General features: G+C 71.4%; 28 protein-coding genes, 1 tRNA gene and 2 rRNA genes. 25 read left to right on the forward strand and 6 right to left on the reverse strand.

Annotated features, from left to right (window positions below; all coding sequences use genetic code 11):
* From V6R91_RS26500 to der, 18 genes are all read left to right on the forward strand, one after another.
* Positions 1 to 184, forward strand: a 23S ribosomal RNA gene (locus tag V6R91_RS26500); the annotation flags it as partial.
* 104 nt (positions 185 to 288) lie between these two features.
* Positions 289 to 405 (forward strand): 5S ribosomal RNA (gene rrf, locus V6R91_RS26505).
* A gap of 94 nt (positions 406 to 499) precedes the next feature.
* Entirely contained in the window at positions 500 to 2,260 is a 1,761-nt protein-coding gene (locus V6R91_RS26510) for a primosomal protein (RefSeq protein ID WP_336397688.1), read from the forward strand.
* Positions 2,260 to 3,297 (forward strand): HAD-IIA family hydrolase, encoded by a 1,038-nt coding sequence (locus tag V6R91_RS26515; RefSeq protein ID WP_336397689.1) that lies wholly within the window; start codon positions 2,260 to 2,262, stop codon positions 3,295 to 3,297. Before V6R91_RS26510 ends, V6R91_RS26515 begins: the two co-directional genes overlap by 1 nt.
* Before the next feature lie 81 nt (positions 3,298 to 3,378).
* The gene (locus tag V6R91_RS26520; protein WP_336397690.1) at positions 3,379 to 3,537 is read left to right on the forward strand and encodes a hypothetical protein; all 159 of its coding nucleotides are present in this window, start codon (positions 3,379 to 3,381) and stop codon (positions 3,535 to 3,537) included.
* On the forward strand, positions 3,534 to 4,334 hold the full coding sequence (locus V6R91_RS26525; RefSeq protein ID WP_336397691.1) for a TlyA family RNA methyltransferase: 801 nt from the start codon (positions 3,534 to 3,536) through the stop codon (positions 4,332 to 4,334). Before V6R91_RS26520 ends, V6R91_RS26525 begins: the two co-directional genes overlap by 4 nt.
* Positions 4,331 to 5,332 carry an NAD kinase gene (locus V6R91_RS26530; RefSeq protein WP_336397692.1) on the forward strand — a complete coding sequence of 334 codons (1,002 nt, stop codon included), beginning with the start codon at positions 4,331 to 4,333 and terminating at the stop codon, positions 5,330 to 5,332. Before V6R91_RS26525 ends, V6R91_RS26530 begins: the two co-directional genes overlap by 4 nt.
* Positions 5,329 to 7,023, forward strand: coding sequence for a DNA repair protein RecN (gene recN / locus V6R91_RS26535; RefSeq protein WP_336397693.1), 1,695 nt, complete (start codon positions 5,329 to 5,331; stop codon positions 7,021 to 7,023). Before V6R91_RS26530 ends, recN begins: the two co-directional genes overlap by 4 nt.
* A 74-nt stretch (positions 7,024 to 7,097) precedes the next feature.
* Entirely contained in the window at positions 7,098 to 8,819 is a 1,722-nt protein-coding gene (locus tag V6R91_RS26540) for a CTP synthase (RefSeq protein ID WP_336398045.1), read from the forward strand.
* Complete coding sequence (locus V6R91_RS26545; RefSeq protein WP_336397694.1) at positions 8,816 to 9,445, forward strand: NUDIX hydrolase; 630 nt, start codon at positions 8,816 to 8,818, stop codon at positions 9,443 to 9,445. Before V6R91_RS26540 ends, V6R91_RS26545 begins: the two co-directional genes overlap by 4 nt.
* Before the next feature lie 55 nt (positions 9,446 to 9,500).
* Positions 9,501 to 10,457 carry a site-specific tyrosine recombinase XerD gene (xerD, locus tag V6R91_RS26550; RefSeq protein WP_336397695.1) on the forward strand — a complete coding sequence of 319 codons (957 nt, stop codon included), beginning with the start codon at positions 9,501 to 9,503 and terminating at the stop codon, positions 10,455 to 10,457.
* Between the two features lie 159 nt (positions 10,458 to 10,616).
* Positions 10,617 to 11,507 (forward strand): ParA family protein, encoded by an 891-nt coding sequence (locus tag V6R91_RS26555; protein ID WP_336397696.1) that lies wholly within the window; start codon positions 10,617 to 10,619, stop codon positions 11,505 to 11,507.
* Positions 11,491 to 12,336 (forward strand): segregation and condensation protein A, encoded by an 846-nt coding sequence (locus tag V6R91_RS26560; RefSeq protein ID WP_442928182.1) that lies wholly within the window; start codon positions 11,491 to 11,493, stop codon positions 12,334 to 12,336. The genes V6R91_RS26555 and V6R91_RS26560 overlap by 17 nt, the downstream gene beginning before the upstream one ends.
* Complete coding sequence (gene scpB / locus V6R91_RS26565) at positions 12,326 to 12,931, forward strand: SMC-Scp complex subunit ScpB (protein ID WP_336397697.1); 606 nt, start codon at positions 12,326 to 12,328, stop codon at positions 12,929 to 12,931. The genes V6R91_RS26560 and scpB overlap by 11 nt, the downstream gene beginning before the upstream one ends.
* Complete coding sequence (locus V6R91_RS26570) at positions 12,928 to 13,740, forward strand: pseudouridine synthase (RefSeq protein ID WP_336397698.1); 813 nt, start codon at positions 12,928 to 12,930, stop codon at positions 13,738 to 13,740. Before scpB ends, V6R91_RS26570 begins: the two co-directional genes overlap by 4 nt.
* Entirely contained in the window at positions 13,741 to 14,847 is a 1,107-nt protein-coding gene (locus V6R91_RS26575) for a prephenate dehydrogenase (RefSeq protein ID WP_336397699.1), read from the forward strand.
* Complete coding sequence (cmk, locus tag V6R91_RS26580; protein ID WP_336397700.1) at positions 14,840 to 15,604, forward strand: (d)CMP kinase; 765 nt, start codon at positions 14,840 to 14,842, stop codon at positions 15,602 to 15,604. Before V6R91_RS26575 ends, cmk begins: the two co-directional genes overlap by 8 nt.
* Position 15,605: 1 nt before the next feature.
* Positions 15,606 to 17,144, forward strand: a complete 1,539-nt coding sequence (der, locus tag V6R91_RS26585) for a ribosome biogenesis GTPase Der (RefSeq protein ID WP_336397701.1) — start codon at positions 15,606 to 15,608, stop codon at positions 17,142 to 17,144.
* 6 nt (positions 17,145 to 17,150) lie between these two features.
* Here the strand turns inward: der and V6R91_RS26590 are convergent, their stop codons facing one another.
* The gene (locus V6R91_RS26590) at positions 17,151 to 17,576 is read right to left on the reverse strand and encodes a GNAT family N-acetyltransferase (protein WP_336397702.1); all 426 of its coding nucleotides are present in this window, start codon (positions 17,574 to 17,576) and stop codon (positions 17,151 to 17,153) included.
* 74 nt (positions 17,577 to 17,650) lie between these two features.
* Between V6R91_RS26590 and V6R91_RS26595 the strand changes: the two genes are divergently transcribed.
* The 3 genes from V6R91_RS26595 to V6R91_RS26605 all read left to right on the forward strand — a co-directional run bounded on the left by V6R91_RS26595 (position 17,651) and on the right by V6R91_RS26605 (position 20,844).
* Positions 17,651 to 18,553, forward strand: a complete 903-nt coding sequence (locus V6R91_RS26595; RefSeq protein ID WP_336397703.1) for an NUDIX hydrolase — start codon at positions 17,651 to 17,653, stop codon at positions 18,551 to 18,553.
* Positions 18,554 to 18,703: 150 nt separating this feature from the next.
* The gene (locus V6R91_RS26600; RefSeq protein ID WP_336397704.1) at positions 18,704 to 20,326 is read left to right on the forward strand and encodes a helix-turn-helix transcriptional regulator; all 1,623 of its coding nucleotides are present in this window, start codon (positions 18,704 to 18,706) and stop codon (positions 20,324 to 20,326) included.
* Positions 20,327 to 20,439: 113 nt separating this feature from the next.
* On the forward strand, positions 20,440 to 20,844 hold the full coding sequence (locus V6R91_RS26605; protein ID WP_336397705.1) for a hypothetical protein: 405 nt from the start codon (positions 20,440 to 20,442) through the stop codon (positions 20,842 to 20,844).
* Here V6R91_RS26605 and V6R91_RS26610 read toward each other — a convergent pair.
* From V6R91_RS26610 to V6R91_RS26620, 3 genes are all read right to left on the reverse strand, one after another.
* On the reverse strand, positions 20,762 to 21,139 hold the full coding sequence (locus tag V6R91_RS26610) for an RNA-binding S4 domain-containing protein (RefSeq protein WP_336397706.1): 378 nt from the start codon (positions 21,137 to 21,139) through the stop codon (positions 20,762 to 20,764). The two genes, V6R91_RS26605 and V6R91_RS26610, sit on opposite strands and share 83 nt — an antisense overlap.
* Positions 21,136 to 21,816 (reverse strand): lysoplasmalogenase, encoded by a 681-nt coding sequence (locus V6R91_RS26615; protein WP_336397707.1) that lies wholly within the window; start codon positions 21,814 to 21,816, stop codon positions 21,136 to 21,138. Before V6R91_RS26615 ends, V6R91_RS26610 begins: the two co-directional genes overlap by 4 nt.
* 80 nt (positions 21,817 to 21,896) lie before the next feature.
* Positions 21,897 to 22,484, reverse strand: coding sequence for a GNAT family N-acetyltransferase (locus V6R91_RS26620; protein ID WP_336397708.1), 588 nt, complete (start codon positions 22,482 to 22,484; stop codon positions 21,897 to 21,899).
* Positions 22,485 to 22,615: 131 nt separating this feature from the next.
* Here V6R91_RS26620 and V6R91_RS26625 point away from each other — a divergent pair.
* Together V6R91_RS26625 and V6R91_RS26630 are read left to right on the forward strand one after the other, a co-directional pair.
* Positions 22,616 to 22,689: transfer RNA gene (locus V6R91_RS26625), tRNA-Pro, on the forward strand.
* Between the two features lie 182 nt (positions 22,690 to 22,871).
* Positions 22,872 to 23,111: a helix-turn-helix transcriptional regulator gene (locus tag V6R91_RS26630; protein ID WP_336397709.1), complete on the forward strand. Its 240-nt coding sequence runs from the start codon at positions 22,872 to 22,874 to the stop codon at positions 23,109 to 23,111.
* On the opposite strand, the gene V6R91_RS26635 is transcribed toward V6R91_RS26630, so the two are convergent.
* On the reverse strand, positions 23,098 to 23,499 hold the full coding sequence (locus V6R91_RS26635; RefSeq protein ID WP_336397710.1) for an NUDIX domain-containing protein: 402 nt from the start codon (positions 23,497 to 23,499) through the stop codon (positions 23,098 to 23,100). The two genes, V6R91_RS26630 and V6R91_RS26635, sit on opposite strands and share 14 nt — an antisense overlap.
* Entirely contained in the window at positions 23,496 to 24,167 is a 672-nt protein-coding gene (locus V6R91_RS26640; protein WP_336397711.1) for a helix-turn-helix transcriptional regulator, read from the reverse strand. The genes V6R91_RS26635 and V6R91_RS26640 overlap by 4 nt, the downstream gene beginning before the upstream one ends.
* A 113-nt stretch (positions 24,168 to 24,280) precedes the next feature.
* Between V6R91_RS26640 and folE the strand changes: the two genes are divergently transcribed.
* Entirely contained in the window at positions 24,281 to 24,928 is a 648-nt protein-coding gene (gene folE / locus V6R91_RS26645) for a GTP cyclohydrolase I (protein ID WP_442928191.1), read from the forward strand.
* A 40-nt stretch (positions 24,929 to 24,968) separates the two neighbouring features.
* Entirely contained in the window at positions 24,969 to 26,093 is a 1,125-nt protein-coding gene (locus tag V6R91_RS26650) for an NAD(P)/FAD-dependent oxidoreductase (protein ID WP_336397713.1), read from the forward strand.
* Positions 26,094 to 26,110 lie beyond the last annotated feature (17 nt).

Here is a 26,110-nt window from a genome sequence, read left to right on the forward strand (position 1 = left end):
GGTTAGCTACGTTCGGGATGGATAACCGCTGAAAGCATCTAAGCGGGAAGCCGGCCTCAAGATGAGACTTCCATACCCTTCGGGGTGAGAGGCTCCCAGCCAGACTACTGGGTTGATAGGCCAGATGTGGAAGCGCAGCAATGCGTGCAGCTGACTGGTACTAATAAGCCGATGACTTGATAACACACCGTTCCATGGTGCTTGCGTCCACTGAGTGGTTCCCGATGTACGGTCGGGAATCTGACAACAACATATTGTGCTTGTCGTTGACTGAAACATCGAAAGAGTTTCGGCGGCCATAGCGAGAGGGAAACGCCCGGTCACATTCCGAACCCGGAAGCTAAGCCTCTCAGCGCCGATGGTACTGCAGGGGGGACCCTGTGGGAGAGTAGGACACCGCCGGACACCCATTACACGGAATGGCCACCCAACGCAGGGTGGCCATTCCGCGTTAACACGGTGGATTGCCGACGCAGAACGCATCCGGGAGGATCGAAGAATGGCAGAGCAGGAGCCGCGCGACGATCGACGCGCGCCGCGCGATCGACCCAGCAGCGGGAGGCCCTCGTCGCCGAGTTCGGACCGCAAGCCGTACGGCAAGCGCGACGGCGATCGGAAGCCGTACGCCAAGCGCGACGGCGACCGCCCGTACGCGAAGCGTGACGGTGATCGGAAGCCGTACGCCAAGCGCGACGGTGACCGTAAGCCGTACGAGAAGCGCGATGGTGACCGCCCGTACGCGAAGCGCGATGGCGACCGTCCGTACGCGAAGCGCGCTGGCGACCGCCCGTACGCGAAGCGCGATGGCGACCGTCCGTACGCGAAGCGCGACGGCGACCGGAAGCCGTATGAGAAGCGTGACGGTGACCGTCCCTACGCGAAGCGCGACGGCGACCGCAAGCCGTACGAGAAGCGTGACGGTGACCGTCCCTACGCGAAGCGCGACGGCGACCGTAAGCCGTACGAGAAGCGTGACGGCGACCGGAAGCCGTACGAGAAGCGTGACGGTGACCGTCCGTACGCGAAGCGCGACGGCGACCGCAAGCCGTACGAGAAGCGCGATGGCGACCGCAAGCCGTACGAGAAGCGCGATGGCGACCGCAAGCCGTACGAGAAGCGCGATGGCGACCGTCCCTACGCGAAGCGCGACGGCGACCGCCCGTACGCCAAGCGCGACGGCGACCGGAAGCCGTACGAGAAGCGTGACGGCGACCGCAAGCCGTACGAGCGCAGCGCGCGGCCGACGCGCGGCGGGGCGGAGCGGCCTGACCGCGCCGTCCGCGAGGGCGAGATCCGTCCGGTCCGTCCGCGTCACGACGACCCGGTCATCTCCGATGACGTCACGCCGCAGGATCTGCCGCCGTCGGCGCGCAACGAACTGAAGACCCTGAGCAAGGAGAACGCCGAGCAGGTCGCGCGTCATCTCGCCATGGCGGCGCAGCTGATCGACGAGGATCCCGTGCTCGCGCACCAGCATGCCCTGTCGGCGTCGCGTCGCGCGGGCCGGATCGCAGTGGTGCGCGAGACGCTCGCGATCACGGCGTACGCGACGGGCGACTTCGCTCTGGCGCTGCGCGAGTTGCGCACGTACCGCCGCATCTCGGGCAAGGACGACCAGATCGCGCTCATCGTCGACAGCGAGCGCGGTGTGGGACGCCCCGACCGTGCGCTCGAGGTGGGTCGGTCGGTCGACCGCTCCACCCTCGACACCGCCGTCCGCGTCGAACTGGCGATCGCCATGTCCGGCGCCCGGCTCGATCTGGGCGAACCGGAGCGCGCGCTGCAGGAGCTCGACATCCCCGAGCTGGATCCCGACCGCGCCTTCGAATGGAGCCCGGGACTGTTCGCCGCGCGCGCCGCAGTGCTCGAGGAGCTCGGCCGTGCGGACGAAGCGGCGCAGTGGCACCGCCGCGCCGTGGTCGCCGAAGAGGCGCTGGATGCGGCATCGGGCCTCGGCGATCTCGAGACCGTCTTCGTCGAGGAGGTCCTGGAAGAGGAATCCCTCGAGGTCGACGCCGGCCGGGACGACGCCGGCGACGCCGAGTCCCTCCCCGACGACGCCGACGCCGACACCGGCGCCTCCGTGCATGACGCCTTCGTCCATGAATCCTCCGTCCATGACGCCGAGTCCCTCCCCGACGACGCCGACGCCGGCGCCGACGAACCCGCCGGTGCTGAGGCATCCGTCGCGGACGAGGTGAGCGAGATCCTCATCGAGGCCGGCGTCGACGAGCCGGCTGCGGACGAGGCCGACCGCTGATGGCGCTGTTCGGGCGCCGCGCGGTGACGCGCGCCCCGCTCGACGGGGTCGACGTCGTGCTGGCCGACCTCGACGGCGTGGTGTACGCCGGCGCCGGGGCACTGCCGTATGCCGTCGAGAGCCTGAACCGCGCCCGCGACGGCCGCGTGCTCGCGTACATCACCAACAATGCGTCGCGGACGGATGCCTCGGTCGCCGGGCATCTCAGCGAACTCGGCCTCGCCACGGCGCCGCGTGACGTGGTGACCAGTCCGCAGGCCGCGATGCGACTGCTCGCCGACAAGATCGAGCCCGGCGCGACCGTGCTCGTGGTCGGCGGCGACGGTCTCGTGGTGGAGGTGGAGAAGGCGGGTTTCGTCGTCACGCGTAGCGCGGACGACGCCCCTGCTGCGGTCGTGCAGGGCTTCGCCCCGGAGGTCGGGTGGCTGCAGCTCGCCGAGGCGGCCTTCGCGCTCAAGACTCCCGAGGAGGAGGGCGGCATCCCCTGGGTGGCGACCAACACCGACTGGACGATCCCGCAGTCGCGGGGCGTCGCGCCGGGCAACGGCACGCTGGTGTCGGCGGTGCACACCGCCGTCGGCCGGCTCGCGACCGTCGCGGGCAAACCCGAGGCGCCGATCTTCCACGAGGCGGTGGCGCGCTTCGGGGCGCGGCATCCGCTCTTCCTCGGCGACCGGCTCGACACCGACATCCTGGGAGCCAACCGCGCGGGCATCGAATCCGCCCTCGTGCTGACGGGCATCGACCGGCCGAAGCACGTGCTGGCGGCGCCGGAGGGCTCGCGTCCGACGTACATCCTGGGCGACCTGCGCGAACTCCACGAGCCGTACCCGGAGGTGCACGTGAAGGACGGCGTCGCGAAGGTGCGCGATGCGCGCGTCGCGATCGACGGGGCCGACATCCGCATCCTGAGCGCCGGCGACCGGCCGATCGACCTCGTGCGCGCGGGCGCGGCGGCGATCTGGTCGACCGGGCGTGCGATCTTCGGGTTCCGCGTGCCAGAAGAGCTCTACGCCGATCCGTTCCACCGCCCCTGACCGCTGCTGCCTCCGATCAGCGCGTGCGAGAGCGCGAGGCGCTTCGCGGCACCGTCGCGGCACCGACGTATCCTGGGGACCATGGATCAGCCCCGAGAGCGTGAGGACGAGACCGGCGACCTGCTGTCGACACTCGAGGTGATCGAGGCGCAGCCGCTGGCCACGCGCGCCGCGGCGTACGACACGCTGCACGACACCCTCGCCCGTCGCCTCGAGGCGAGTCCCGGCACCGGGTCATGACGAGCCGCCTCGACGCCGCTCTGGCCGCTCGAGGTCTCGCGCGCTCGCGGACGCACGCTGCGACGCTCATCGCCGAGGGAGTCGTGACCGTCGACGGACGCCCCGTGGTGAAGGCCTCGACGCCCGTGGCCGACGACAGCGTGATCGAGGTCGCCGCTGCCGACCACTACGTGGGCCGTGCCGCCCACAAGCTCATCGCCGGGCTCGACGCCTTCGAGGTCGACGTCCGGGGCCGGCTGGCGCTCGACATGGGCGCCTCGACCGGCGGCTTCACGCAGGTGCTCCGCGAGCGCGGCGCCGAGCCGGTGATCGCCGTGGACGTCGGGCACGGTCAGCTCGCGGCATCCGTCGCGGCAGACCCTGCCGTGAGATCGATCGAGGGCTTCAACGTGCGGTACATGACCGCGGCGTCCCTCGCCGAGGCGAGCGGGATCGCCGATGCGCCGTCCGTGATCACCGGCGACCTGTCGTTCATCTCGCTGGGCCACGTGCTGCCCGCCGCCCGCGCGGTCGCTGCCTCCGATGCCGACCTCGTGCTGCTGATCAAGCCGCAGTTCGAGGTCGGACGCACTGCTGTGAAGGGCGGACTCGTCACCAACCCCGTGCTGCGCGCCGACGCGGTCGCACGCGTGCTGTGGGCGGCGTGGGACGCCGGGCTCGGCACGTGCGGCCTGATCTCCTCCCCGATCGCGGGCACGCACGGGAATTCGGAGTACATCGCCCACCTCGCGCCGGGCCGGGGGAGCAATCCGACAGAATGGTTGAGCACTGTGAACCGACTGGCGGGGAGCCGATGAACAACGCCGACGCACGCGCCGAGCGCAGCATCCTGGTGGTGGCGCACGCGCATCGCGCCGACACGGTGGCCTCCGCCGAGCGCGTCGTGGCCGCCCTCCGCACCGCCGGGGCGACGCCCGTGCTCGCCCCCGACGACAAGCAGGAGCTCGTCGACGCCGGCTCGCCGCTGGGCGATGTCGCGGTCCTCGGCGTCGACGTGCCCGTCCCGCACATCGAGCTGGCGATCGTGCTCGGCGGCGACGGCACGATCCTGCGGGCGGCCGAGCTCGTCCGGGACGGCAGCGCGCCGGTGCTCGGCATCAACATGGGCCACGTGGGCTTCCTCGCCGAGATCGAACGCGACGACATGGATGAGGCGGTGCGCCGGGTGATCGCCCGCGAGTACGAGGTCGAGGAGCGCATGGCGCTCCAGGTGCGCGTGAAGGACACCGGCGACTCCGTCATCTACGAGACGTGGGCGCTCAACGAGGCGACGGTCGAGAAGGCCAGCCGCGAGCGCATGCTCGAGGTCGTGGTCGAGATCGACGGCCGCCCGCTGTCGACCTTCGGCTGCGACGGCATGGTCGTCTCGACGCCGACCGGTTCGACGGCCTACAACTTCTCCGCCGGCGGACCGGTGATCTGGCCGACCGTCGAGGCGATCTCAGTCGTTCCGCTGTCGGCCCACGCGCTCTTCGCCAAGCCGCTCGTCGTCGGGCCCGAGCACGCGGTCGCCATCGAGGTGCTCGAGCGCACGAACGGCACCGGCATCCTCTGGTGCGACGGGCGCCGCTCGCACGATCTGCCCCCCGGCGCGCGCGTCGTGGTGCGGCGCTCCGATCGTCCGGTGCGCCTCGCGCGCCTGCACCCCTCCCAGTTCACAGATCGCCTGGTGCGCAAGTTCCGGCTCCCGGTGGAGGGGTGGCGCGGTCCCGCCGCGATCACGGGTGTGCTGCCGGTGCGCACGGCGCCGGAGACGGATGCCACGCCCGCCGCCGGCGCGGAGGCGCCGCTGTGATCGAAGAGATGCGGCTGCGCGACCTGGGCGTCATCGCCGAGGCGACACTGCCCATCGGGCCGGGCTTCACCGCCATCACGGGTGAGACCGGCGCGGGCAAGACGATGGTCGTGACCGGCCTCGGACTGCTGCTCGGCCAGCGGGCGGACTCCGGCGCGGTGCGCGCCGGAGCGTCGCAGGCCACCGTCGACGGCGTGTGGATCGTGCCCGAGGAGGGCCCGGTCGCCTCGCGCGTGCGCGAAGCCGGCGGCGACGTCGAGCCCATCGGCGGCGGGCGGGCCGAGTTGTACGTCGGGCGGTCCATCTCGAGCGAGGGCCGCGGCCGGGCATCCGTCGGCGGCCGCGCCGCGCCGGCGGGCGTGCTGGCCGACCTCGCCGAGCAGCTCGTCGTCGTGCACGGGCAGTCCGAGCAGCTGCGGCTGCGCTCCGCGGCGGCGCAGCGCGACGCGCTGGACCGGTTCGGCGGCGAGGCCGTCCACACCGCCCGCGACGCGTACCGGCGCGCCTACGAGCACTGGCGTGCGGTGGACCGCGAACTGTCGCAGCTCACCGACGACCGCGACGCCCGGGCGCGCGAGGCGGGCGAGCTGCGGGCGCAGCTCGCCGAGATCGAGCAGGCGGCGCCCATGGCGGGGGAGGACGCCGACCTCGCGACCCGCGCCGAGCGCCTCGCCAACGCCGAGGAGCTGCGGCTCGCCGCAGCGTCCGCGCACGACGGCCTCTCGGGCGACGGCGACGTCCCCGACGCCGGGTCCCTCCTGGCCGAGGCCCGGCGCGCGCTCGAGCGCGTCCACGACCCCGTGCTCGAGGAGCTCGCGGGGCAGCTGGCCGACGTGGGCTACCGCGTGGCCGACATCGCCGCGGCCCTGGCCGGGTACCTCGCCGATCTCGACGAGTCCGGCCCGCACGAGCTCGCGGCCGTGGAGGAGCGCCGCGCCGTGCTCGCGGGCCTCGTGCGCACGCACGGCACCCTCGACGCCGCGATCGACCTCCTCGACACCGGCTCGGCTCGTCTGGCCGAGCTCGATGACGACGGTGAGCGCATCCAGCGGCTGACCGAGGAGCGGGAGGCTGCGGCATCCGTCCTCGACGACGCGGCGGCCGTCCTCACCGCCGCCCGCACCGACGCCGCCGCGCGCCTGGGCGCCGCCGTGACCGACGAGCTGCGCGCGCTGGCGATGCCCGATGCGCGGCTCGAGGTCGCCGTGACGCCCGGCGCCGACTCGACCCACGGCCGGGACGACGTCGCGATCCTCCTCGCGCCGCACCCGGGAGCGGAGCCCCGTCCGGTCTCGCGGGGGGCGTCGGGCGGCGAGCTCAGCCGCGTCATGCTCGCGATCGAGGTGGTGATCGCCGCGGTCGACCCCGTGCCGACGTTCGTGTTCGACGAGGTCGATGCCGGCATCGGCGGCGCCGCCGCGATCGAGGTCGGCCGCCGGCTCGCGCGGCTCGCCCAGTCGTCGCAGGTGATCGCCGTCACCCACCTCGCGCAGGTCGCGGCGTTCGCGGCGAACCACCTCACCGTCGTGAAGGCGAACGACGGCTCGGTCACGGCATCCGATGTCCGTCGCCTGGACGGCGCCGATCGCGAGGCCGAGATGGCGCGGCTGCTGTCGGGCATGCCCGATTCCGACGCCGCGCTCACCCACGCCCGCGAGTTGCTCAGCCTTCGCTCGGATGCGAACGGGTGAGCGCCCCGGCGCCCGCGTGTCCTCCGCTCCCGCGAAGCTCAACGAAACACCGCCTGATAGGATAAAAGCCCGTGATGCAGACTTCTGATTCTTCCCACGGCGACTCCCAGAGCGACACCACCAAGCACATCTTCGTGACCGGTGGTGTCGTTTCCTCTCTGGGCAAGGGCCTCACCGCCGCCAGCCTCGGGAACCTGCTGACCGCGCGGGGGCTGCGCGTCGTGATGCAGAAGCTCGACCCGTACCTGAACGTCGACCCGGGCACGATGAACCCGTTCCAGCACGGCGAGGTCTTCGTGACCGACGACGGCGCCGAGACCGACCTCGACATCGGCCACTACGAGCGCTTCCTCGACATCGAGCTGAGCCAGGCCGCCAACGTCACGACCGGCCAGATCTACTCGCAGGTGATCGCAAAGGAGCGTCGAGGCGAGTACCTCGGCGACACGGTGCAGGTGATCCCGCACATCACCGACGAGATCAAGCGGCGCATGCGCCTGCAGGCGACCGAGGAGCCCCGCCCCGACGTCATCATCACCGAGATCGGCGGCACGGTCGGCGACATCGAGTCGCAGCCCTTCATCGAGTCCGCCCGCCAGATCCGCCACGAGCTCGGCCGCAACAACGTGTTCTTCGTTCACGTCTCGCTGGTGCCGTTCATGGGCGCATCGGGCGAGCAGAAGACCAAGCCGACGCAGCACTCCGTCGCGGCGCTCCGCTCGATCGGCATCCAACCCGACGCCCTCGTGCTGCGCAGCGACCGGCCGGTCACCGAGTCGAACAAGCGCAAGATCGCGCTCATGTGCGACGTCGACGAGGGCGCCGTCGTGAACGCCGTCGACGTGCCGAGCATCTACGACATCCCGTCGATGCTCAACGAGCAGGGCCTGGACGAGTACATCGTGCGCGCGCTCGGACTGTCGCGTGCCGGCGACGTCGACTGGTCGCGCTGGCAGCGGGTGCTCAACGCCGTGCACAACCCCAAGCACGAGGTGACCATCGGCCTGGTCGGCAAGTACATCGACCTGCCGGACGCCTACCTCTCGGTCACCGAGGCCCTCAAGGCCGGCGGGTTCGCCCAGGAGACCCACGTCAGCATCCGCTGGATCCCGTCCGACGAGTGCGAGACACCGGAGGGCGCCGCCAAGGCGCTGGGCACCCTCGACGGCATCGTGATCCCCGGCGGCTTCGGCATCCGCGGCATCGAGGGCAAGATCGGCGCGCTGAAGTTCGCGCGCGAGCAGGGCATCCCGACGCTCGGCATCTGCCTGGGCCTGCAGTGCATCGTCATCGAGTACGCCCGGCACGTCGCCGGCATCGAGGACGCGTCGTCGAGCGAGTTCGACCCCGACACCGAGCACCCCGTCATCGCGACCATGGAGGAGCAGGTCGACATCCTCGACCGTGGCGACATGGGCGGCACCATGCGCCTGGGGCTGTATCCCGCCGAGCTCGCCGAGGGCTCCATCGCCGCCGAGGTGTACGGCGCCCGGCGCGTCTCGGAGCGCCACCGGCACCGCTACGAGGTCAACAACCGCTACCGCGAGCAGATCGCGGAGGCGGGACTGGTGTTCTCCGGGATCAACCCCGACCTCGACCTCGTCGAGTACGTCGAGCTGCCGCGCGACGTGCACCCGTACTACATCGCGACGCAGGCGCACCCCGAGCTGCGCTCGCGCCCCACGAACGCGAACCCGCTGTTCCGCGGCCTCGTGGGCGCGGCGCTGGAGCGTCACCGTTCGAGCGAGCTGTTCGAGGTGGAGCCCTTCGAAGAGGTTCAGGAACCGGTCGCGTGACCGGCGGACGGATGCCGCAGCCCGGCGCCTCCGAGACGACCGGGGCGCTCCTGGCCGACGAGCCCGTCGACGCGACCGTCCTCGAGAGCGAGCGCGTCTACGAGGGCCGCGTGTGGGATGTGCGCAGCGACACGGTCGCCTACGGCGACGGGAGGATCGTGCGCCAGTACGTCGATCACCCCGGCGCCGCGGCGGTCGTGGCGGTCGACGATGAGAGCCGCGTGCTGCTGATCCAGCAGTACCGGCATCCGATCCGCCTGCGCGACTGGGAGGTGCCCGCCGGCCTGCTCGACGTGGCGGGTGAGACGCCGCTCGAGACCGCCCGTCGGGAGCTCGCCGAAGAGGCCGACCTGGTCGCCGACTCGTGGGAGCCGCTGCTGAGCATCTTCACCACGCCGGGCGGGAACGACGAGGTCGTGCACCTGTTCCTGGCGCGCGGCCTCTCGCCCGCCGGCGAGGTGCACGCGCGCGAGGACGAGGAGGCCGACATCCGCCTGGAGTGGGTGCCGCTGACCGACGTCGTCGCCGGCATCTTCGCCGGACGCCTTCGCAATGGCATCATGACCGTGGGGGTGCTCGCCGCGGCCGAGCGGCTGCGCGCGGCACAGGGGGCGCCGACGCCCTGACCTGCCGATGGTGCAGGGCAGGGCACGGGTCGCCCCGGGACGAGGGCGGACGGACATGCGGATCGATCGTGCGGTGGACGGGTACCTGCGGCACATCGCGGTCGAGCGCGGGCTGTCCGAGAACACGGTGGCCGCGTATCGCCGCGACCTCGCCGGCTACGCCGGCTGGCTTCGCGAGCAGGGCGTCGAGGAGACCGGCGAGGTGACCCCGGTCATGCTCGGCAGCTTCGTCGCCGACCGCGCCGCCGCTCAGCCGCCGATGGCCGCGTCGTCGCTGGCGCGGCTGCAGTCGTCGGTGCGCGGGCTGCACCGCTTCCTGGCGCGGGAGGGCATCGCGACCGCGGACCCTTCCGCGAACCTGCGCCCGCCCAAGCAGCCGAAACGACTCCCGAAGGCGCTCACGATCGAGCAGGTGGAGAAGCTGCTGGATGCCGCGGGCCCGCCTCCCGCGACCGGCTCCGGCCCCGATGCGACCGGCGCCGCGGGCGGGGCGACCGGCGACCTGGTGGGGCTGCGCGACCGCGCGCTGCTGGAGCTGCTCTACGCCACCGGCGCCCGCGTGTCGGAGATCGTGCAGCTCGACGTCGACGACATGGCGCACGGCGACGTGCTGCGCGTGCGCGGCAAGGGGTCGAAGGAGCGGATCGTCCCGGTCGGCTCGTACGCGCGGGCCGCCGTCGACGCCTACCTGACCCGGTCGCGGCCCGAGCTGTCGCGTCGCGGGCGCGCCACGCCGCGGCTCTTCCTCGGCGCGCGCGGCGCGCCGCTGTCGCGGCAGAGCGCGTGGCTCGTGATCCATTCCGCCGCCGAGCGCGCCCACCTCACGGCGCACGTCTCGCCGCACACCCTGCGGCACTCGTTCGCGACCCACCTGCTGCAGGGCGGGGCCGACGTGCGGGTGGTGCAGGAGCTTCTCGGGCACGCGTCGGTGGCGACCACGCAGATCTACACGTACGTGTCGGTCGACGCGCTGCGCGACGTCTACGCGACGTCGCACCCGCGGGCGCGCTGACGACTGGCGCGCGAGCGGCTCGATCCGACAGACTGAGCCGCTGGGTCGCCCGCCGGCCGGGCGCCGCGGTGGCGCGCTATGTGCTGCGGCACGGCGCTTCATCGAAGGATTCTCCTAGAGCCGACTAGGATCGAGCGAGCACGAGGAAGCGGGAGCACGGTGGCTGACAGCACGGCGAAGACCAGATCGGGGAAGGCCTCGAAGTCCGAGGTCCCCATCGGGCCTACCGGGCGTCCGTACCAGGGCTTCCCGACGCCGCCGAAGCTGAACGGGCACGGTCCCGCCCGCATCATCGCCCTGTGCAACCAGAAGGGCGGCGTCGGCAAGACGACCACCTCGATCAACCTCGCAGCCGCGCTCGCAAGCTACGGACGCCGCGTGCTCGCGGTCGACTTCGATCCGCAGGGCGCGCTGTCGGCCGGCCTCGGCATCCAGACGCACGAGATCCCGACGATCTACGATCTGCTGCTGGACGGCAAGCGCGACCCGCAGGACGTCATCGTGCAGACGCGCGTCGAGAACCTCGACGTCCTCCCCGCCAACATCGACCTGTCGGCGGCCGAGGTGCACCTCGTCAACGAGGTCGCGCGCGAGCAGACGCTCTCGCGCGTGCTGCGCAAGGTGGCCGGCGAGTACGACGCGATCCTCATCGACTGCCAGCCGTCCCTCGGCCTGCTCACGGTGAACGCGCTGACCGCGAGCCACGGCGTCATCATCCCGCTGGAGTGCGAGTTCTTCGCCCTGCGCGGTGTCGCGATGCTCATCGAGACGATCGACAAGGTGCGCGACCGCCTCAACCCGACCATCCGCCTCGACGGCGTCCTGGCCACCATGTACGACGCCCGCACGCTGCACTCGCGCGAGGTGCTCGAGCGCGTGGTGGACGCCTTCGGCGACGACGTGCTCGAGACCGTCATCGGCCGCACCGTCAAGTTCCCGGACGCCTCGGTGTCGGGCATGCCGATCACCGAGTTCGCGCCCGAGCACGCCGCGGCGCAGGCCTACCTGCGACTGGCGCGGGAGCTGGTCGCCCGTGGTGCCGTCGCCTGACGCTCCGACAGGCTCAGCGCCCGCGGGCGAAGGCCCGGCGGCCGCCGGCGACGGGTTCCGCGTCGCCCTGTCGAACTTCGACGGTCCGTTCGACCTCCTGCTCAGCCTCATCTCCAAGCACGAGCTCGACATCACCGAGGTGTCGCTGTCGCTCGTGACCAACGAGTTCATCGCCTACCTGCGCGAGCTCGGACCCGAGGAGGAGCTCGAGGAGGCGTCGGAGTTCCTCGTGGTGGCAGCGACCCTGCTCGACATGAAGGTCGCGGGGCTCCTGCCGCAGGGGGAGCTCGTGGACGCCGAGTCCGTCGCGCTCCTCGAGGCGCGCGACCTGCTGTTCGCGCGCCTGCTGCAGTACCGCGCGTTCAAGGAGGTCTCGGCCTGGTTCGAGCGGTGCCTGCGTCGCGAGAGCGGGCGTCACACCCGGTCGGTGCGGCTGGACGAGAAGTACCGGCAGGCGGTGCCCGAGCTGGTGTGGTCGCTCAGTGCCGAGGACTTCGCGGCGCTCGCCATGCTCGCCATGACGCCGAAGGAGATCCCGCGGGTCGGCCTCGACCACCTGCATGCGCCGCTGGTGAGCATCCGCGAGCAGGCGGCCATCGTGGTGACGCTGCTGCGGGATGCCGGCTCGCTGAGCTTCCGCGAGCTGATCGCCGGCGTCTCGCAGCCGGGAGTCGTGGTGGCGCGCTTCCTCTCGGTGCTCGAGCTCTACCGCCACGCCGCCCTGTCCTTCGAACAGCTCGAGCCGCTCGGCGAGCTGACGCTCCGCTGGAGCGCGCAGCGCTGGAGCGACGAGAATCTCGCCACCCTGGGAGCCGACTATGACCACTGACACGACGCCCGACCCGCCCGTGGTGGACGCCTCCGACGTCGCGCGGCGCCTCGAGGCGATCCTCCTGATCGTCGAGGAGCCGCAGAGCCTCGTGAGCCTGGCGGCCGCCGTCGGCGCGCCGGTGCCCGCCGTCCGCCAGGCGATCGCGGCGCTCGTCGACGACTACGACGGGCGCAGCGGCGGGCCGGTGCGCGGCTTCGAGCTGCGCGAGGTCGGCGGCGGCTGGCGCCTGTACGTGCGCGAGGAGCTCGACGACCTGGTGAGCGAGTTCGTGGGCGGACAGGCGCCGTCGCGACTGTCGCAGGCCGCGCTGGAGACCCTCGCCGTCATCGCGTACAAGCAGCCGGTGACCCGCAGCCAGGTGGCGTCGATCCGCGCCGTGAACGTGGACTCGGTGGTGCGGACGCTGCTGGCGCGCGGACTGATCACCGAGCTGTTCGCGGATGCCGAGACCGGCGCCATCAACTACGGCACGACGGACGCGCTGCTGGTTCACCTCGGCATCAACTCGCTGGACGAGCTGCCGCACATCTCACCGCTGCTGGACGGCGCGGACGAAGTCGGCGACGGCATGGAAGAGGGGGTACGTCGATGACGGGCGCGGAAGCGGAGGGCGAGCGCCCTTCGACAGGCTCAGGGCAGCGCCCTTCGACAGACTCAGGGCAGCGCCTGCAGAAGGTGCTCGCGAACGCGGGCGTGGCTTCGCGGCGCGTCGCCGAGAACATGATCGTCGAGGGCCGCGTGCGCGTGAACGGCCGGGTCGTCACCGAGCTGGGCTCGCGCGTGGACCCCGAGAACGACCTCGTCGACGTCGACGGCACGGCCGTCCAGCTGGATCAGTCCAAGCGCTACGTCATGCTCAACAAGCCGACGGGCGTCGTCAGCTCGATGAAGGACGACCGCGGTCGCCCCGACCTGCGGCGCTACACCGAGGAGTGGGACGAGCGGCTGTACAACGTGGGGCGATTGGATGCCGACACCAGCGGCCTCCTCGTGCTCACCAACGACGGCGAGCTCGCGCACGTGCTCGCCCACCCGTCGTTCGGCGTCACCAAGGTCTACATCGCCAAGGTCGAAGGCACCGTGACGGCCCAGACGATCCAGCGGCTGGTGCGCGGGGTCGAGCTCGAGGACGGCCCGATCGCCGCAGACAAGGCGCGGCTCCTGTCCACGTCGGCCGAGGGCGGCGGATCGCTGGTCGAGCTGACGCTGCACTCGGGGCGCAACCGCATCGTGCGGCGGATGATGGCCGAGGTGGGGCATCCGGTCGTCGAACTCGTCAGGCGCCAGTTCGGCCCGCTCCACCTGGGAACCCTGCCAGCCGGGCGCACCCGCGAGTTGACTAAAGTGGAGCGCGGCGCTCTGCTGACCCTCGCGCGCCGGGCCGCCCCACAGGAGGACTAAGTGACCGAGACCCTCCTCGCTGCGCGCGTGCAGGGAACGGTGCGGATCGTCGGCGCCGGCCTGCTCGGCGCCAGCATCGGACACGCCCTCCGGGCGCGCGGCGTCGACGTCGCGCTCGACGACACGTCCCCGTCCCAGCTGCGCCTCGCCATCGACTACGGCGCCGGCCGCGCCGCGGACGATCGCGACGAGCCGGTCCTGGTCGTCGTGGCGGTGCCGCCGGATGTGACCGCCCACGTCATCGAGCGCGAGCTGGCCCGCTTCCCGCGGGCGGTGGTGACGGATGTCGCGAGCGTCAAGCTCGAGCCGCTGCGCGAGCTGCGTGAGCGCGGCGTCGATCTGACCCATTACATCGGCTCCCATCCGCTCGCCGGACGCGAGCGCGGGGGAGCGATCTCGGCGCGCGCCGACATCTTCGTCGGGCGCCCGTGGGTGGTCTGCCGCGACGAGGAGACGTCGTCGTCCGACCTCGCGCTGGTCGAGGGGCTCGCGCTCGACCTCGGTGCGACGCCCATCGAGATGACTCCCGAAGACCACGACCGCGCTGTCGCCCTCGTCTCGCACGTGCCGCAGCTCGTCGCGAGCCTGCTCGCGGGACGCTTCGTCGACGCCCCCGACGGGTCGCTGCGCCTGGCCGGCCAGGGCGTGCGCGACACGACGCGGATCGCGGCATCCGCCCCCGAGCTGTGGGTGCAGATCCTCGGCGCCAACGCGGAGCCGGTCGTCGACGTGCTCGATCAGCTCGCGACCGACCTGACGGCGGTCGCGGACGCCCTGCGCCGGCCGGACGCCCCCGGCGCCCGGCGCGCTGTCGCCGACACCATCCGGCGCGGCAACGACGGCGTCGAGCGGCTCCCCGGCAAGCACGGCCAGAACCGCCGCTTCGAGCAGGTCGTGGTGATGGTCGACGACACTCCCGGTCAGCTCGGACGGCTCTTCGGCGAGCTGGGAGAGCTCGGCGTGAACGTGGAAGACCTGCGCCTGGAGCACTCGCCCGGCGCCCAGTTCGGCCTCGCCGAGATCAGCGTCGTCCCCAGCGCCGTGCGCCGGGCCGTCGACGGCCTCGAGTCGCGCGGCTGGAAGATTGCGAGCACCACCAATGACTGAGTCCCTGACCCGGCCGCCGGCAGACACGCCGGCCCCGACGGTCGTCGCGATCGACGGCCCCGCCGGCAGCGGCAAGTCCAGCGTCTCGAAGCAGGTCGCGCGCCGTCTCGGCTTCGGCTACCTCGACACCGGCGCGGCCTACCGCGCCCTGGCGTGGCACGCCCTCGAGCGCGGCTTCGACACCTCGGATGCGGCATCCGTCCTCGATGCGACCGGCGACTTCGACTACGCCATCTCGCTCGACCCCGACGCGTACTGGGTGCGCGTGGGCGAGGCGGACGTGACCGACGCCATCCGCGAGCCCCGCGTGACCGACGCCGTGAGCGGCGTGGCCCGGGTGCCGGCGGTGCGCGAGTCGGTGAATGCGCTGTTCCGCTCGCTCGTCGCGCGCTCGGGGCGCCCGGGCGTCGTGGTCGAGGGTCGCGACATCACGACCGTCGTCGCCCCCGATGCCCCGGTGCGCGTCCTCCTCACGGCGGCGCCGGAGGTGCGCGCCGCGCGGCGCAGCGCCGAACTGACGACGCACGACGCCGCGGCGGTCGCCGCGGCGCTCCACCAGCGCGACGCGAAGGACTCGGCCGTGGTCGACTTCCTCACCGCCGCGCCGGGCGTCGAGGTCGTCGACTCGACCGACCTCGACTTCGATCAGACCGTGGACGCCGTGCTGGCCGTCATCCGCGCGGTCGACTCCGCCGCAGGCGAGACGCCGTCGGCGTCCTCGCGCGGCACCACGACTCACACCCGGACGGGAGCCTGAGATGGCCGCTGACACCACCCCCGACTTCGACGAGTTCGAGGCCGGCGAGGACCACCTCGCCGAGAACCTCGCCGAGCTCGACGACGACCTCGCCGAACAGCGCGCGGCCGCCCTGCGCGCCGGCCTCGAGGACTACGCCCTCGACGCCGAGGACGCGGCCCTGCTGGAGGGGCTCGTCCGCGGCGAGGACGGCGTCGAGTTCCTGCCGGCGCTGCCGGTCGTGGCGATCGTCGGCCGACCGAACGTGGGCAAGTCGGCCCTCGTCAACCGCATCCTGGGCCGTCGCGAAGCCGTGGTCGAGGACACGCCGGGGGTCACGCGCGACCGGGTGACGTACAAGGCCGAGTGGATGGACCGCCGCTTCACCCTCGTCGACACCGGCGGCTGGGAGCCCGACGCCCGCGGGATCGACCGCTCGGTCGCCGCGCAGGCGGAGGTCGCCATCGACCTGTCGGACGTCGTGCTGTTCGTCGTCGACGCGATGGTCGGCGCCACCTCCACGGACGAGCACGTCGTGCGACTGCTGCGCAAGGCGAACAAGCCCGTCTTCCTCGTCGCCAACAAGGTGGACGACGCCCGTCAGGAGCCCGAGGCCGCCGCGCTGTGGAACCTGGGCCTGGGCGAGCCCCACCCCGTCTCGGCCATCCACGGCCGCGGCGTCGCCGACCTCCTCGACGAGGTCGTCAAGGTGATGCCGGACGTGTCGGCGGTGGCGAAGGCCGAGATCGGCGGCCCGCGCCGCGTCGCCATCCTGGGCCGCCCCAACGTCGGCAAGTCGTCACTGCTCAACAAGGCCGCCGGCGAGGAGCGCGTCGTCGTGAACGAGCTCGCCGGCACGACGCGCGACCCCGTCGACGAGATCGTCGAGCTCGGCGGCAGGCTGTGGCGCTTCGTCGACACCGCCGGCATCCGCCGCCGCGTGCACCTTCAGCAGGGCGCCGACTTCTACGCGTCGCTGCGCACGTCGGCCGCGCTCGAGAAGGCCGAGGTCGCGATCGTCGTGATCGACGTGACGCAGCCGGTGAGCGTGCAGGATCTCAACATCATCGACCTCGTGCTGGAGTCGGGGCGCGCGCTGGTGATCGCCTACAACAAGTGGGACCGCCTCAACGACGACGACATGGACGGCCAGGACCGTCGCCGCTACCTCGAGCGCGAGATCGAGCAGGACCTGGCGCATGTCACGTGGGCGCCGCGCGTCAACATCTCCGCGCGCACCGGACGCCACCTCGACAAGCTCGTGCCGGCCCTGGAGACGGCGCTGGAGTCGTGGGATCAGCGCATCCCCACCGGCAAGTTCAACGCCTTCCTCACCGAGCTCATCGCCGAGCACCCGCACCCGGTGCGCGGCGGAAAGCAGCCGCGGATCCTCTTCGGCACGCAGGCGTCGACGCGTCCGCCCACCTTCGTGCTGTTCACGACCGGCTTCCTCGACCCGGGCTACCGCCGCTTCATCCAGCGGCGCCTGCGCGAGCTGTACGGCTTCGAGGGGACGCCGATCGTGATCAACATGCGGGTGCGGGAGCGCCGCCAGCGCTGACCGGACTCAGGTGCCCTGGCGGGCCGGGCGCACCATCGCGGTCACGTCCGGCTCGTGGAACCCGAACTGACGGTAGAGGCCGTGGGCGTCGCCGGTGAACAGCGTCCAGCGCATGTCGGCACCGGGTCCGTCGTCGATCATGAGGCGCAGCAGGCGCTTGCCGAGGCTCTGCCCGCGGTGATCGTCGAGCACGAAGACGTCGGCGAGATAGGCGAATCCGATGCCGTCGGACACCGCGCGGGCGAATGCGACCTGCTCCCCGGTGTCGCGCCGGTAGGCGCCCACGACCCGCCAGGCGCCGTCGATCTGCGTCTCGAGCTGGTCCCGTGTGCGCCAGCGCCCCCAGTACGCCCGGGTGGACAGGAAGTCCCACACCACGTCGCGCTGGATCCGGGCGGGGTCGTCGTCGAGGTCGTAGTCCACGGGGTCCATTGTGGCGAGCCGTCGCGGGACGGCGGGCGGGCCGCCCGAGACCCAGTGGCCCGGTGGTGTGACAGGCTGGCAGGGTGACGATCGAGCCGCCCGCCCCCGGTGAGCCGCGGCGTCCGCACGGGCCTCGCGACGCCGGTGACGCCTGGGTGGTCGCGCCGACGGGGGAGCGGTACTGGGGCCGGTTCGGGGCCGCCGGGCTCCTCGCCGTCGATCCCGGACGCGGCGTGCTGCTGCAGCATCGCGTCTCGTGGAGCCACTTCGGCGACACCTGGGCGCTGCCCGGCGGGGCGCGGCACGAGGGCGAGACCGCCTGCGACGGCGCCCTGCGCGAGTCGGCCGAAGAGGCGGGCGTGCCGGATGCCGCGGTGCGGCCGCGCGTGCTGAGCGTGCTCGATCTCGGCTACTGGACCTATACGACGGTCGTCGGGGATGTCATCGTGCCCTTCGAGCCCGTCATCAGCGACCCCGAGAGCCGCGAGCTCGCGTGGGTCCCGGTCGACGAGGTCACCCGGTACCCGCTGCACCCCGGGTTCGCCGAATCCTGGGGACGGCTGCGGCAGCTGCTCGACGTGCGCCCGGCGGTGGTCGTCGACATCGCGAACGTCATGGGGTCGGTGCCCGACGGGTGGTGGCGCGACCGATCCGGCGCCGCCGGTCGCTTGCTCGCGCGTCTCGCCGAGCTGGCGGCGCGGGGCGTCGCGGCATCCGCCCTCGACCTCCCCGAGCACACCTGGTATCCGGAGTGGACGGCCGTCGTCGAGGGTCAGGCTCGCAGTGCCGCCGGCGCTGCGGGTGTCGAGGTCGTCCGAGCCGAGGCATCCGACGACGACGCGATCCTCGCCGCCGCCGAGCGCGCCGTCGCCGCGGGGCGCACGGTGACCGTCGTCACGAGCGATCGCGGCCTGGCGGAGCGGGTGACGGATGCCGGAGCCGCCGTCCGCGGCGCCCGCTGGGTGCTGGAGCTGCTCGACGCCTGACGGGGCCGTGGGTTCACTGGCCCTGCCGGGCGGAGGGCCTGCCGACGCGGCGCGCCTTGTGGGGCCGTCTCGGCGGCGGTACGTTTCGCGCAGGATCCGAGGGGAGCCGGCGCCGACCCGAGGCCGGCACGGGACCGACGGGGGAGCGACATGATCATCTCCAGCGACCTGGACGCCGGCCGAACGGCCGCGGCGGACCGGCGCTGGGCGGACGCGCTCGAGCTGCTCGCCCGCGTCGATGCGCGCGCCGGGCTCGCGGCATCCGATCTGGAGGTCCTCGCGACGGCCGCCCTGCTCCGCGGTGAGCCGCGCGCCTCCCTCGACGCGCTGTCGCGGGCCTACTCGGCGCACCTCGGCGTGCAGGACACCGCGGGCGCGGCGCGCTCGGCGGGCTGGCTGGCGCTGAACTTCATCGAGCAGGGCGACTTCACCAACAGCGTGCTGTGGGCCGCCCGGGCGATGCGGATCGTGCACGCGATGGCCGAGCCCGGCGCGCTGGCGGGCTTCGTCCGGCTGGCGCCGGCCGTCGGGCAGCTCGGCAGCGGGAACGCCGCCGAGGCGATCCATTCGTTCGAGGAGATCCTCGACGTCGCCGAGCGGGAGGGCGATCGCGAGGTCGCCGCGATCACGAGACTCGGCCTCGGCAAATCGCTGATCGAGGACGGGTCTCCGGCCGACGGCTTCGCCTGCCTCGACCAGGCGATGGCCGCCGTCGCGGCCGGCGACGTCCCGCCCCTGCCGAGCGGCGTGATCGCCTGCGCCTCGATCTCGGACGCCCTGCTGGCCTTCGACCTGGAGCGTGCGGACGCGTGGACGGCCGTGCTCAAGCGGTGGTGCGGCGAGCAGCCGCAGCTGATCGCCTTCAGCGGGCAGTGCCACGCGCTGGAGGCGGCGCTCCTGCTCGTCCGGGGCGCGTGGGCCGAGGCGTCGACGGCCGTCGATCTCGCCCTCTCGCGCTTCCGGGCGGGGGACTACCGGGCGATCTGGGGCGCGCCCTACCAGCTGGGAGAGCTCGCACGGCTGCGCGGAGCGTTCCACTCCGCCGAGGAGTCGTACCGCCGCGCGGCCGAGTCCGGGTGGGAGGCGCAGCCCGGCCTCTCGCTCCTCCACCTCGCGCTGGGGCGCACGGCGCGGGCGCAGGAGGAGATCCGCCGGAGTGCGGCCGGCGCCGACCCGGTCACCCGTCGGTTCCTGCTGCCCGCGCTCATCGAGATCGAGGTCGCGGCGGGCGATCCCGTGGCCGCACGTCGCGCGCTGGAGGAGTTTCGCGGCGCGAGCCTCGACACGGCCAGCCCGATGCGCGACGCCGCCGTCGCCACGGCGGACGCGAGGGTGCTGCTCGCGGAGGGACGCGCGGCGGACGCGCTCGAGGCGGCGCGAGTCGCCGCGCACGCGTGGGATGCGGTGGGGGCGCGGTACGAGGCCGCCCGCAGCCGGGTGCTGGCGGGGCTCGCCCTCCGCTCGCTGGGCCACGCCGAGGACGCGAGGGCGGACGTCGAGGCCGCGCGCGCGGTGTTCCTCGACCTCGGCGCGGAGCCCGCCCTCGCCGACCTCGCCGCGCTGACGGGCGATCGGCGCGTCGGCGCCCTCACCCCGCGCGAGCTCGAGGTGCTGCGGCTCGTGTCGACGGGTCTCACGAACCGCGGGATCGGCGCGAGGCTGTCGCTGAGCGAGAAGACGGTCGCCCGGCACGTGGCCAACATCTTCGGCAAGCTCGGCATCTCGAGCCGGGCTGCGGCGACCGCGTACGCGTACGAGAACGGGCTGGTCTGACCAATCGCCCGCCGGGCAGCCGGGCCTACACACAATGACCCATTCGCGGCGCCCGCCGAAGATGGGCTCTTCGCCCGACGCGGTGCGCGGCGCCCTGCACCTACCGTGGCGATATGGACATCCCGCTGATCGCAGGCACGGTGGCGACCGTCGTCTTCGCGATCAGCAACCTGCCCATGCTCACCAAGGCGCTGCGCACCCGCGACGTCTCGTCGTACAGCCTCGTGAGCCTCGGGATGATCAATGCGGCCAATGCGGTCTACTCGCTCTACGTGTTCACGCTGCCGGTCGGTCCGATCTGGGCGCTGCACACGTTCTACGTCGTGTCGTGCGCCATCATGCTGGTGCTGTGCGTCGCGCAGCGCCGCGCGGTAACGCGGAGCGAGGTGGGGCACCGCGTGCCGGCGATCACCGTCGCGGATGCGCTGGAACAGGTCACTCTCGCCCCCGCAGGCGATCGATCTCCCGACGCTCGCGCTTGGTCGGGCGCCCCGCGCCGCGATCCCGCTGCGCGATGACGGGGGTGGGGTCGCGTGGCGGCGTGCGGTCGTCCATGGCCTCGGCCGCGGGGGCAGCGCCGACCCGCTTGGAGATCGGCTGCTTCACGATCAGGATGCGGTCGAAGCCGCTCACCCGCACGCGGAGCTCGTCGCCCGGCCGCACGGGCTGTGCCGCCTTCGCGCGCTCGCCGTTGACCCGGACATGCCCGGCGCGGCATGCCGTCGTCGCGGCCGAGCGCGTCTTGTAGATGCGCACCGCCCACAGCCAGGCGACGACGCGGACAGTCTTGGCCGAGGCGGAGGCATCCGTCACGTCGCCACCGCCGCGGTCGTCGCGGCATCGCGCCGCGCCGAGACGCCGACCAGGACGCCCGCCGCGATGAGGCCCTGACCGAGGCAGTACGTCAGCATGACGAGCGGGCTGGTCCAGTCGGGCATGGCATCGGGGAGGAACAGGCGGAAGGCCAGCACGGAGTCCGACGTCAGGAAGAAGACGCTGCCCCACACGATGAGCGGATGGCAGCGGGATGCCGCGACCGCCGTCCCTCCGAGCACCAGTCCGTAGGCGGCGACGGCCACGGCCAGGCCGCCGAGGTGCGGCCACAGGACGGCGAGGAGCAGGACCCACCACGCGCCGTAGACAGCGGCCCACAGCGGGACGCGGCGCACCGCCATCCGGCGCCAGAACAGCCAGATGTAGCAGAGGTGGGCCAGGCCGAAGAAGAGCAGCATCATCGGCACCGTCGGCAGGAACGGCACGAACGTGCCGGCTCCGTCGCCGAGCCACGACAGCGCGAGCGCTGCGATGAGAAGGGTGTGAGAGCTCGTCCAGCCGCGGCCGCGCGCTCCCCACACGACAGCGAGGGCGAGCAGCGGCATGAGCGCGAGCTTCGTCGGCGCCGCGACGCCGTCAGCGCCGGCCGCGAGGGCGATCACGTGGACGATCGACACCACGACGTAGGGCGCGAAGCAGACCCAGAGCCGGTGCATGATCCTCCTCGATACGCAGGGACGCCGTCCATCGTCGCACGCTTGCCAAAGGGTGCTGCCGCTTTCTCGCCCTGTGATCGTCAGGCGGCGAGATCGAGCGCGACGAGCGCCAGATACGGCTTGGGCCGTGCGATCTCGCGGAAGCCGGCCTGCTCGAACGTCGACAGGACGCCGTGGTAGAGGTCGTTGACGGGGATCTTCTTACCGGCATCGGGATCCATGGGGTACGCCTCGATGACGCGCGCGCCGCCCGCCCGGGCGAAATCGACCGCCGCGTCGAGCAGCCGCGCGTTCAGTCCCTGCCGGCGGAACTCCTTGCGGACGACGAAGCAGCTCACGGCCCACACCGAGTCGTCGTCCCACGGCTCCTCGGAGTGCGCGGTGAAGTTCCGAGTGCGTCCGAGACGGATCTGCCGCGTCCGCGGCCCGACCCGCACCCAGCCCGCCGCCTCGCCGTCGACGTATGCGATCAGCGCTGGAGGGGGCGCGACCTGCATCTCGTCGCGGAGCATCGCCTGGCGCTGCTCGATCGGCGTTCTCTGGAACTCCGCGTTGGTGATGGTCCACCACTGGCACTGGCAGCTGCGGCCGTCGCCTCCGCCGGTGAGGGCGTGCTGCGCGTCGTCGAAGCGGTCCGCGGTGGCCGGCTCGATCGTGATGTTCGCCATGCCGCGAAACTAACGCCGCCCGCCGTCACCGGCAAGCGGACGACGGATGCCACGCCCGGGCGCACGCCGGTTCGCGAGGCCTCCGCGGAGCGGGTAGGATGGGGGAGTTGTCCGCGCGAGAGCGGGGGCATCGGGATGTGGCGCAGCTTGGTAGCGCACTTGACTGGGGGTCAAGGGGTCGCAGGTTCAAATCCTGTCATCCCGACCGAAAAGTCCCGGGAACCTAAGGGTTCCCGGGACTTTCTAGTTGGTGAAACTTGACCAAGTCATCGCAATGCCATCGAATTGACCGCTCTGACGCCCTCTCGCGGCGCGAAGCCTCGACTGATTCGACTTCGCTCCGGTTGCCTCCGAACGGTGGGGCGACGAACTGCGCACCTAGTAGGCATGGACGCGGTAGACAACCTGACGCTCGAGCTCTGGGGGCTGGAAAGACTCCTCAATACCAACGAGCTCGCGGCCTATCTTCGTGTCCCAGTGTCGACCATCTACGAGTGGCGGACGAAGGGGCAGGCGCCTCTCGCGCATCGCTACGGCAAGCACCTGACATTCGCGGCCGCGGATGTGCGGGCTTGGGTCGACGCCCACAGGGAGCCGGGCGCTCCAGCACCCGTCAACCCTCGGTGACGCGATGAGTCGCGTACGCCTCGCGATCGGCACTTTCGGCGAGATCGGGTTCCTCGCACTTGCGCGGTTCCTGGATGGTGGGCTGTCCCCTCCAGCGGTCACAGACGAAGAACCAGTCGACGCGTTGCTCGACGGGGTTGTCCGTCCCGTCCGTCCGCTGCATCACCATGGCCGGCGCTAGTGCGCCCTCCTGAGCCGCTACGCCCAGTTCCTCCGAGAGCTCACGCCGGGCTGCGCGTTCGGCCGTCTCGCCGGCTTCGAGATGTCCCGCGGCTCCTGCGGACCAGTTGCCATCCATGAATCCGGTGTTTTGGCGCAGCTGGAGGAGCACTTCCCCACCACGGCGGAGGTAGACGTACGCGGCGGGGATCAGCGCCAGAGCGGTCATGATCTCTTCGGCTCGAGAGAGATGGAAACGCAGCAACGGCCTGGTTCCGGGGCGAGTGCGGCCTGCGCGCTGGTGCAGTTCGCACCGCGGAGGATTCCGCTCACGAGGGAGAGGTTGAGTCCGCAGACGAGATCACGTTGGGTTTCCGCGGCTTCGTGGAATGGACAGTTTGCCAATGTGACGATCTGGCGCGCTTCGCGTGGTTCGTAGCCGATGGAGTCGAGCACGCCGAGGATCTGCGGAGTGGGGGTGGGGCCCGCGGACCGAAAGCCGAGGCGGTAACCGGTGTCGGCAGCGACGCGGTGCGCCGCGAGGGTGGTCGTCTCGCCCGTGCGAGCGGACTGGACTATCGCCTCGACGAGCACCGTGCTGAGCAAACCGAACTGGCGGGGCGGCAGTTCCACCGACTGGTGGACCGGGCTGCGTTTGTACAGCTTCGTCGGTCGCCCCGAACCGGGTCCTCTGCGCTCGGCAGGCTTGTGGAACTCCGTGACCAACAGTCCTGCGGCAGCGAGCTTTTCGAGGTGGAATTTGACCACCCCGACGCCGAGACCAGTTCGTTGGGCGACCTCATCGCGACTGGGCGGATCCTCGGCCTCTATGACGCAGCGGTAGACCCGTAACCGGGTCGGCTCTGTCAGCAACCCGATCGCATCAATGCTTTCCACAGGAAATTCCCCTCGGGATCCAGCGTTCGTTCTAAAGATAATGTGCGTTGACTTTAGAGTCAATCGGTGGCTGAATGAGAGGAAGTCCAGGACGAGAGGCGGCCACCATGGTGATGAGCATCTCGACGGTGCCAGCGACCACCTTCGCTGCGCCGCCAACAGTGCGTCGCGGTCGGGTTGGGCCACCGAGTGTCGGGGTCGATCTGGTGGCTGCGGAGGACGCGGGTCGGGCATTTCTTCGCGCGTTGGGCATCGATCCGGACTCGACGGCGACCCCGGATCTGGCGCGCACCCCGCGCCGATTTGCGGAGGCTTATGCGGAGCTGCTCACCTCGGAGAGTTTCGATTTCACGACGTTCGAGAACACCGAGGGGTACGACGAGATGGTGATCGTCGGCGGCATTCCCGTGCAGTCGGTGTGTGAACATCATCTGCTTCCGTTTACCGGGACGGCGCACGTCGGATACCTGCCCGCTGGCCGTGTGGTTGGGCTGTCAAAGATTCCGCGCATGGTGAATCACTTTGCACGGCGCCCGCAGACCCAGGAACGCCTGACGGTGCAGATCGCAGACGCCCTGGTCGCTCACCTGGCCCCGCAGGGCGTCGGCGTGGTGGTTGAGGCCGTCCACACGTGTATGACTCTGCGTGGCGTCCGGGCGGGGGCGGCCGCCACGAGGACATCAGCCGTGCGCGGGATACTCCGTGACGATCCCCGCTCCCGTGCGGAGTTCTTCTCCCTCGCGGGGCACACGTCCCACTGAGCATTCGTGCATCCCATTCACGACGAAGGAAGGATACCCGATGCGAATCGTCATCATCGGTGGAGGACTCGCCGCCGCCACGGCCGCGGCTGAGCTGCGTGGTCGGGGTTTCGATGGAGACGTTGTGGTCTTCGCTGCAGAGCAGCACCTGCCTTATGAGCGCCCCCCGCTCTCGAAGGGGATCCTGCAGGGCAAGGAAGAATTCGCTGCCGCGATCGTGCACGATGCCGCGTGGTACGACACACATCATGTCGACCTCCGCGTCGGGGTTTCCGCAACCGCCATAGATCCGTCGAATCGGACCGTAACCGATTCCGGGGACGCCACCACGACGTATGACCGGCTGCTTCTCGCACCGGGGGCCGAGCCACGCCGGTTCGCTCCTGCTGAGCAGGTCGGCGTGCCGACCTATCTGCGCACCATCGAGGACAGTGAGCGGTTGCGGGGCCAGCTGCGTCCCGGTCAACAGGTCGTCATTGTGGGCGGAGGGTGGATCGGACTCGAGGTCGCCGCGGCAGCCCGCATCGCCGGCGCGAACGTAACCGTGTTCGAAGCCGGTGAACTGCCTCTGATCCGCGTGCTGGGACCCGAGATCGCACAGGTCTTCGCGGACCTGCACCGCCATCACGGGGTGGACCTTCGCCTGAACAGTCAGGTCAGCGAAGCCGATCTCACGCATGCCGATGTTGTGGTCGTCGGCATCGGGGCGATCCCTCGCACCGCACTGGCTGACGCCGCTGGCCTCGCAGTGGACAACGGGATCCTGGTCGACGAAACCCTGCGGACCTCAGATCCCCATATCTACGCCATCGGGGATGTTGCGAACCACCTCCACCCGGTGCTTGGGCGCCGGATCCGGGTCGAGCACTGGGATACCGCCATCCAGCAGGGCAAGATCGTGGCAGGCAATCTCCTCGGAGGTTCTGAACAGTACACGCGGCAACCGTACTTCTTCACCGATCAGTACGACCTGGGCATGGAGTACTTCGGGAACGTCGGGCCCGACGGCTACGACCGTGTCGATGTGGAAGGGACCGTCGACGTCGCCGCCAACACGGCGTTCCGAGCCTTCTGGGTCAAAGCCGGCGTCGTCGTTGCGGCCATGCACGCCAACGACTGGGATGCCGCCAAGACCGTCCGAGCGAGTGTCGGAACGAACCGGTGAACGCCACGCACACCGTC

This window comes from Microbacterium sp. CCNWLW41 (assembly GCF_037083505.1).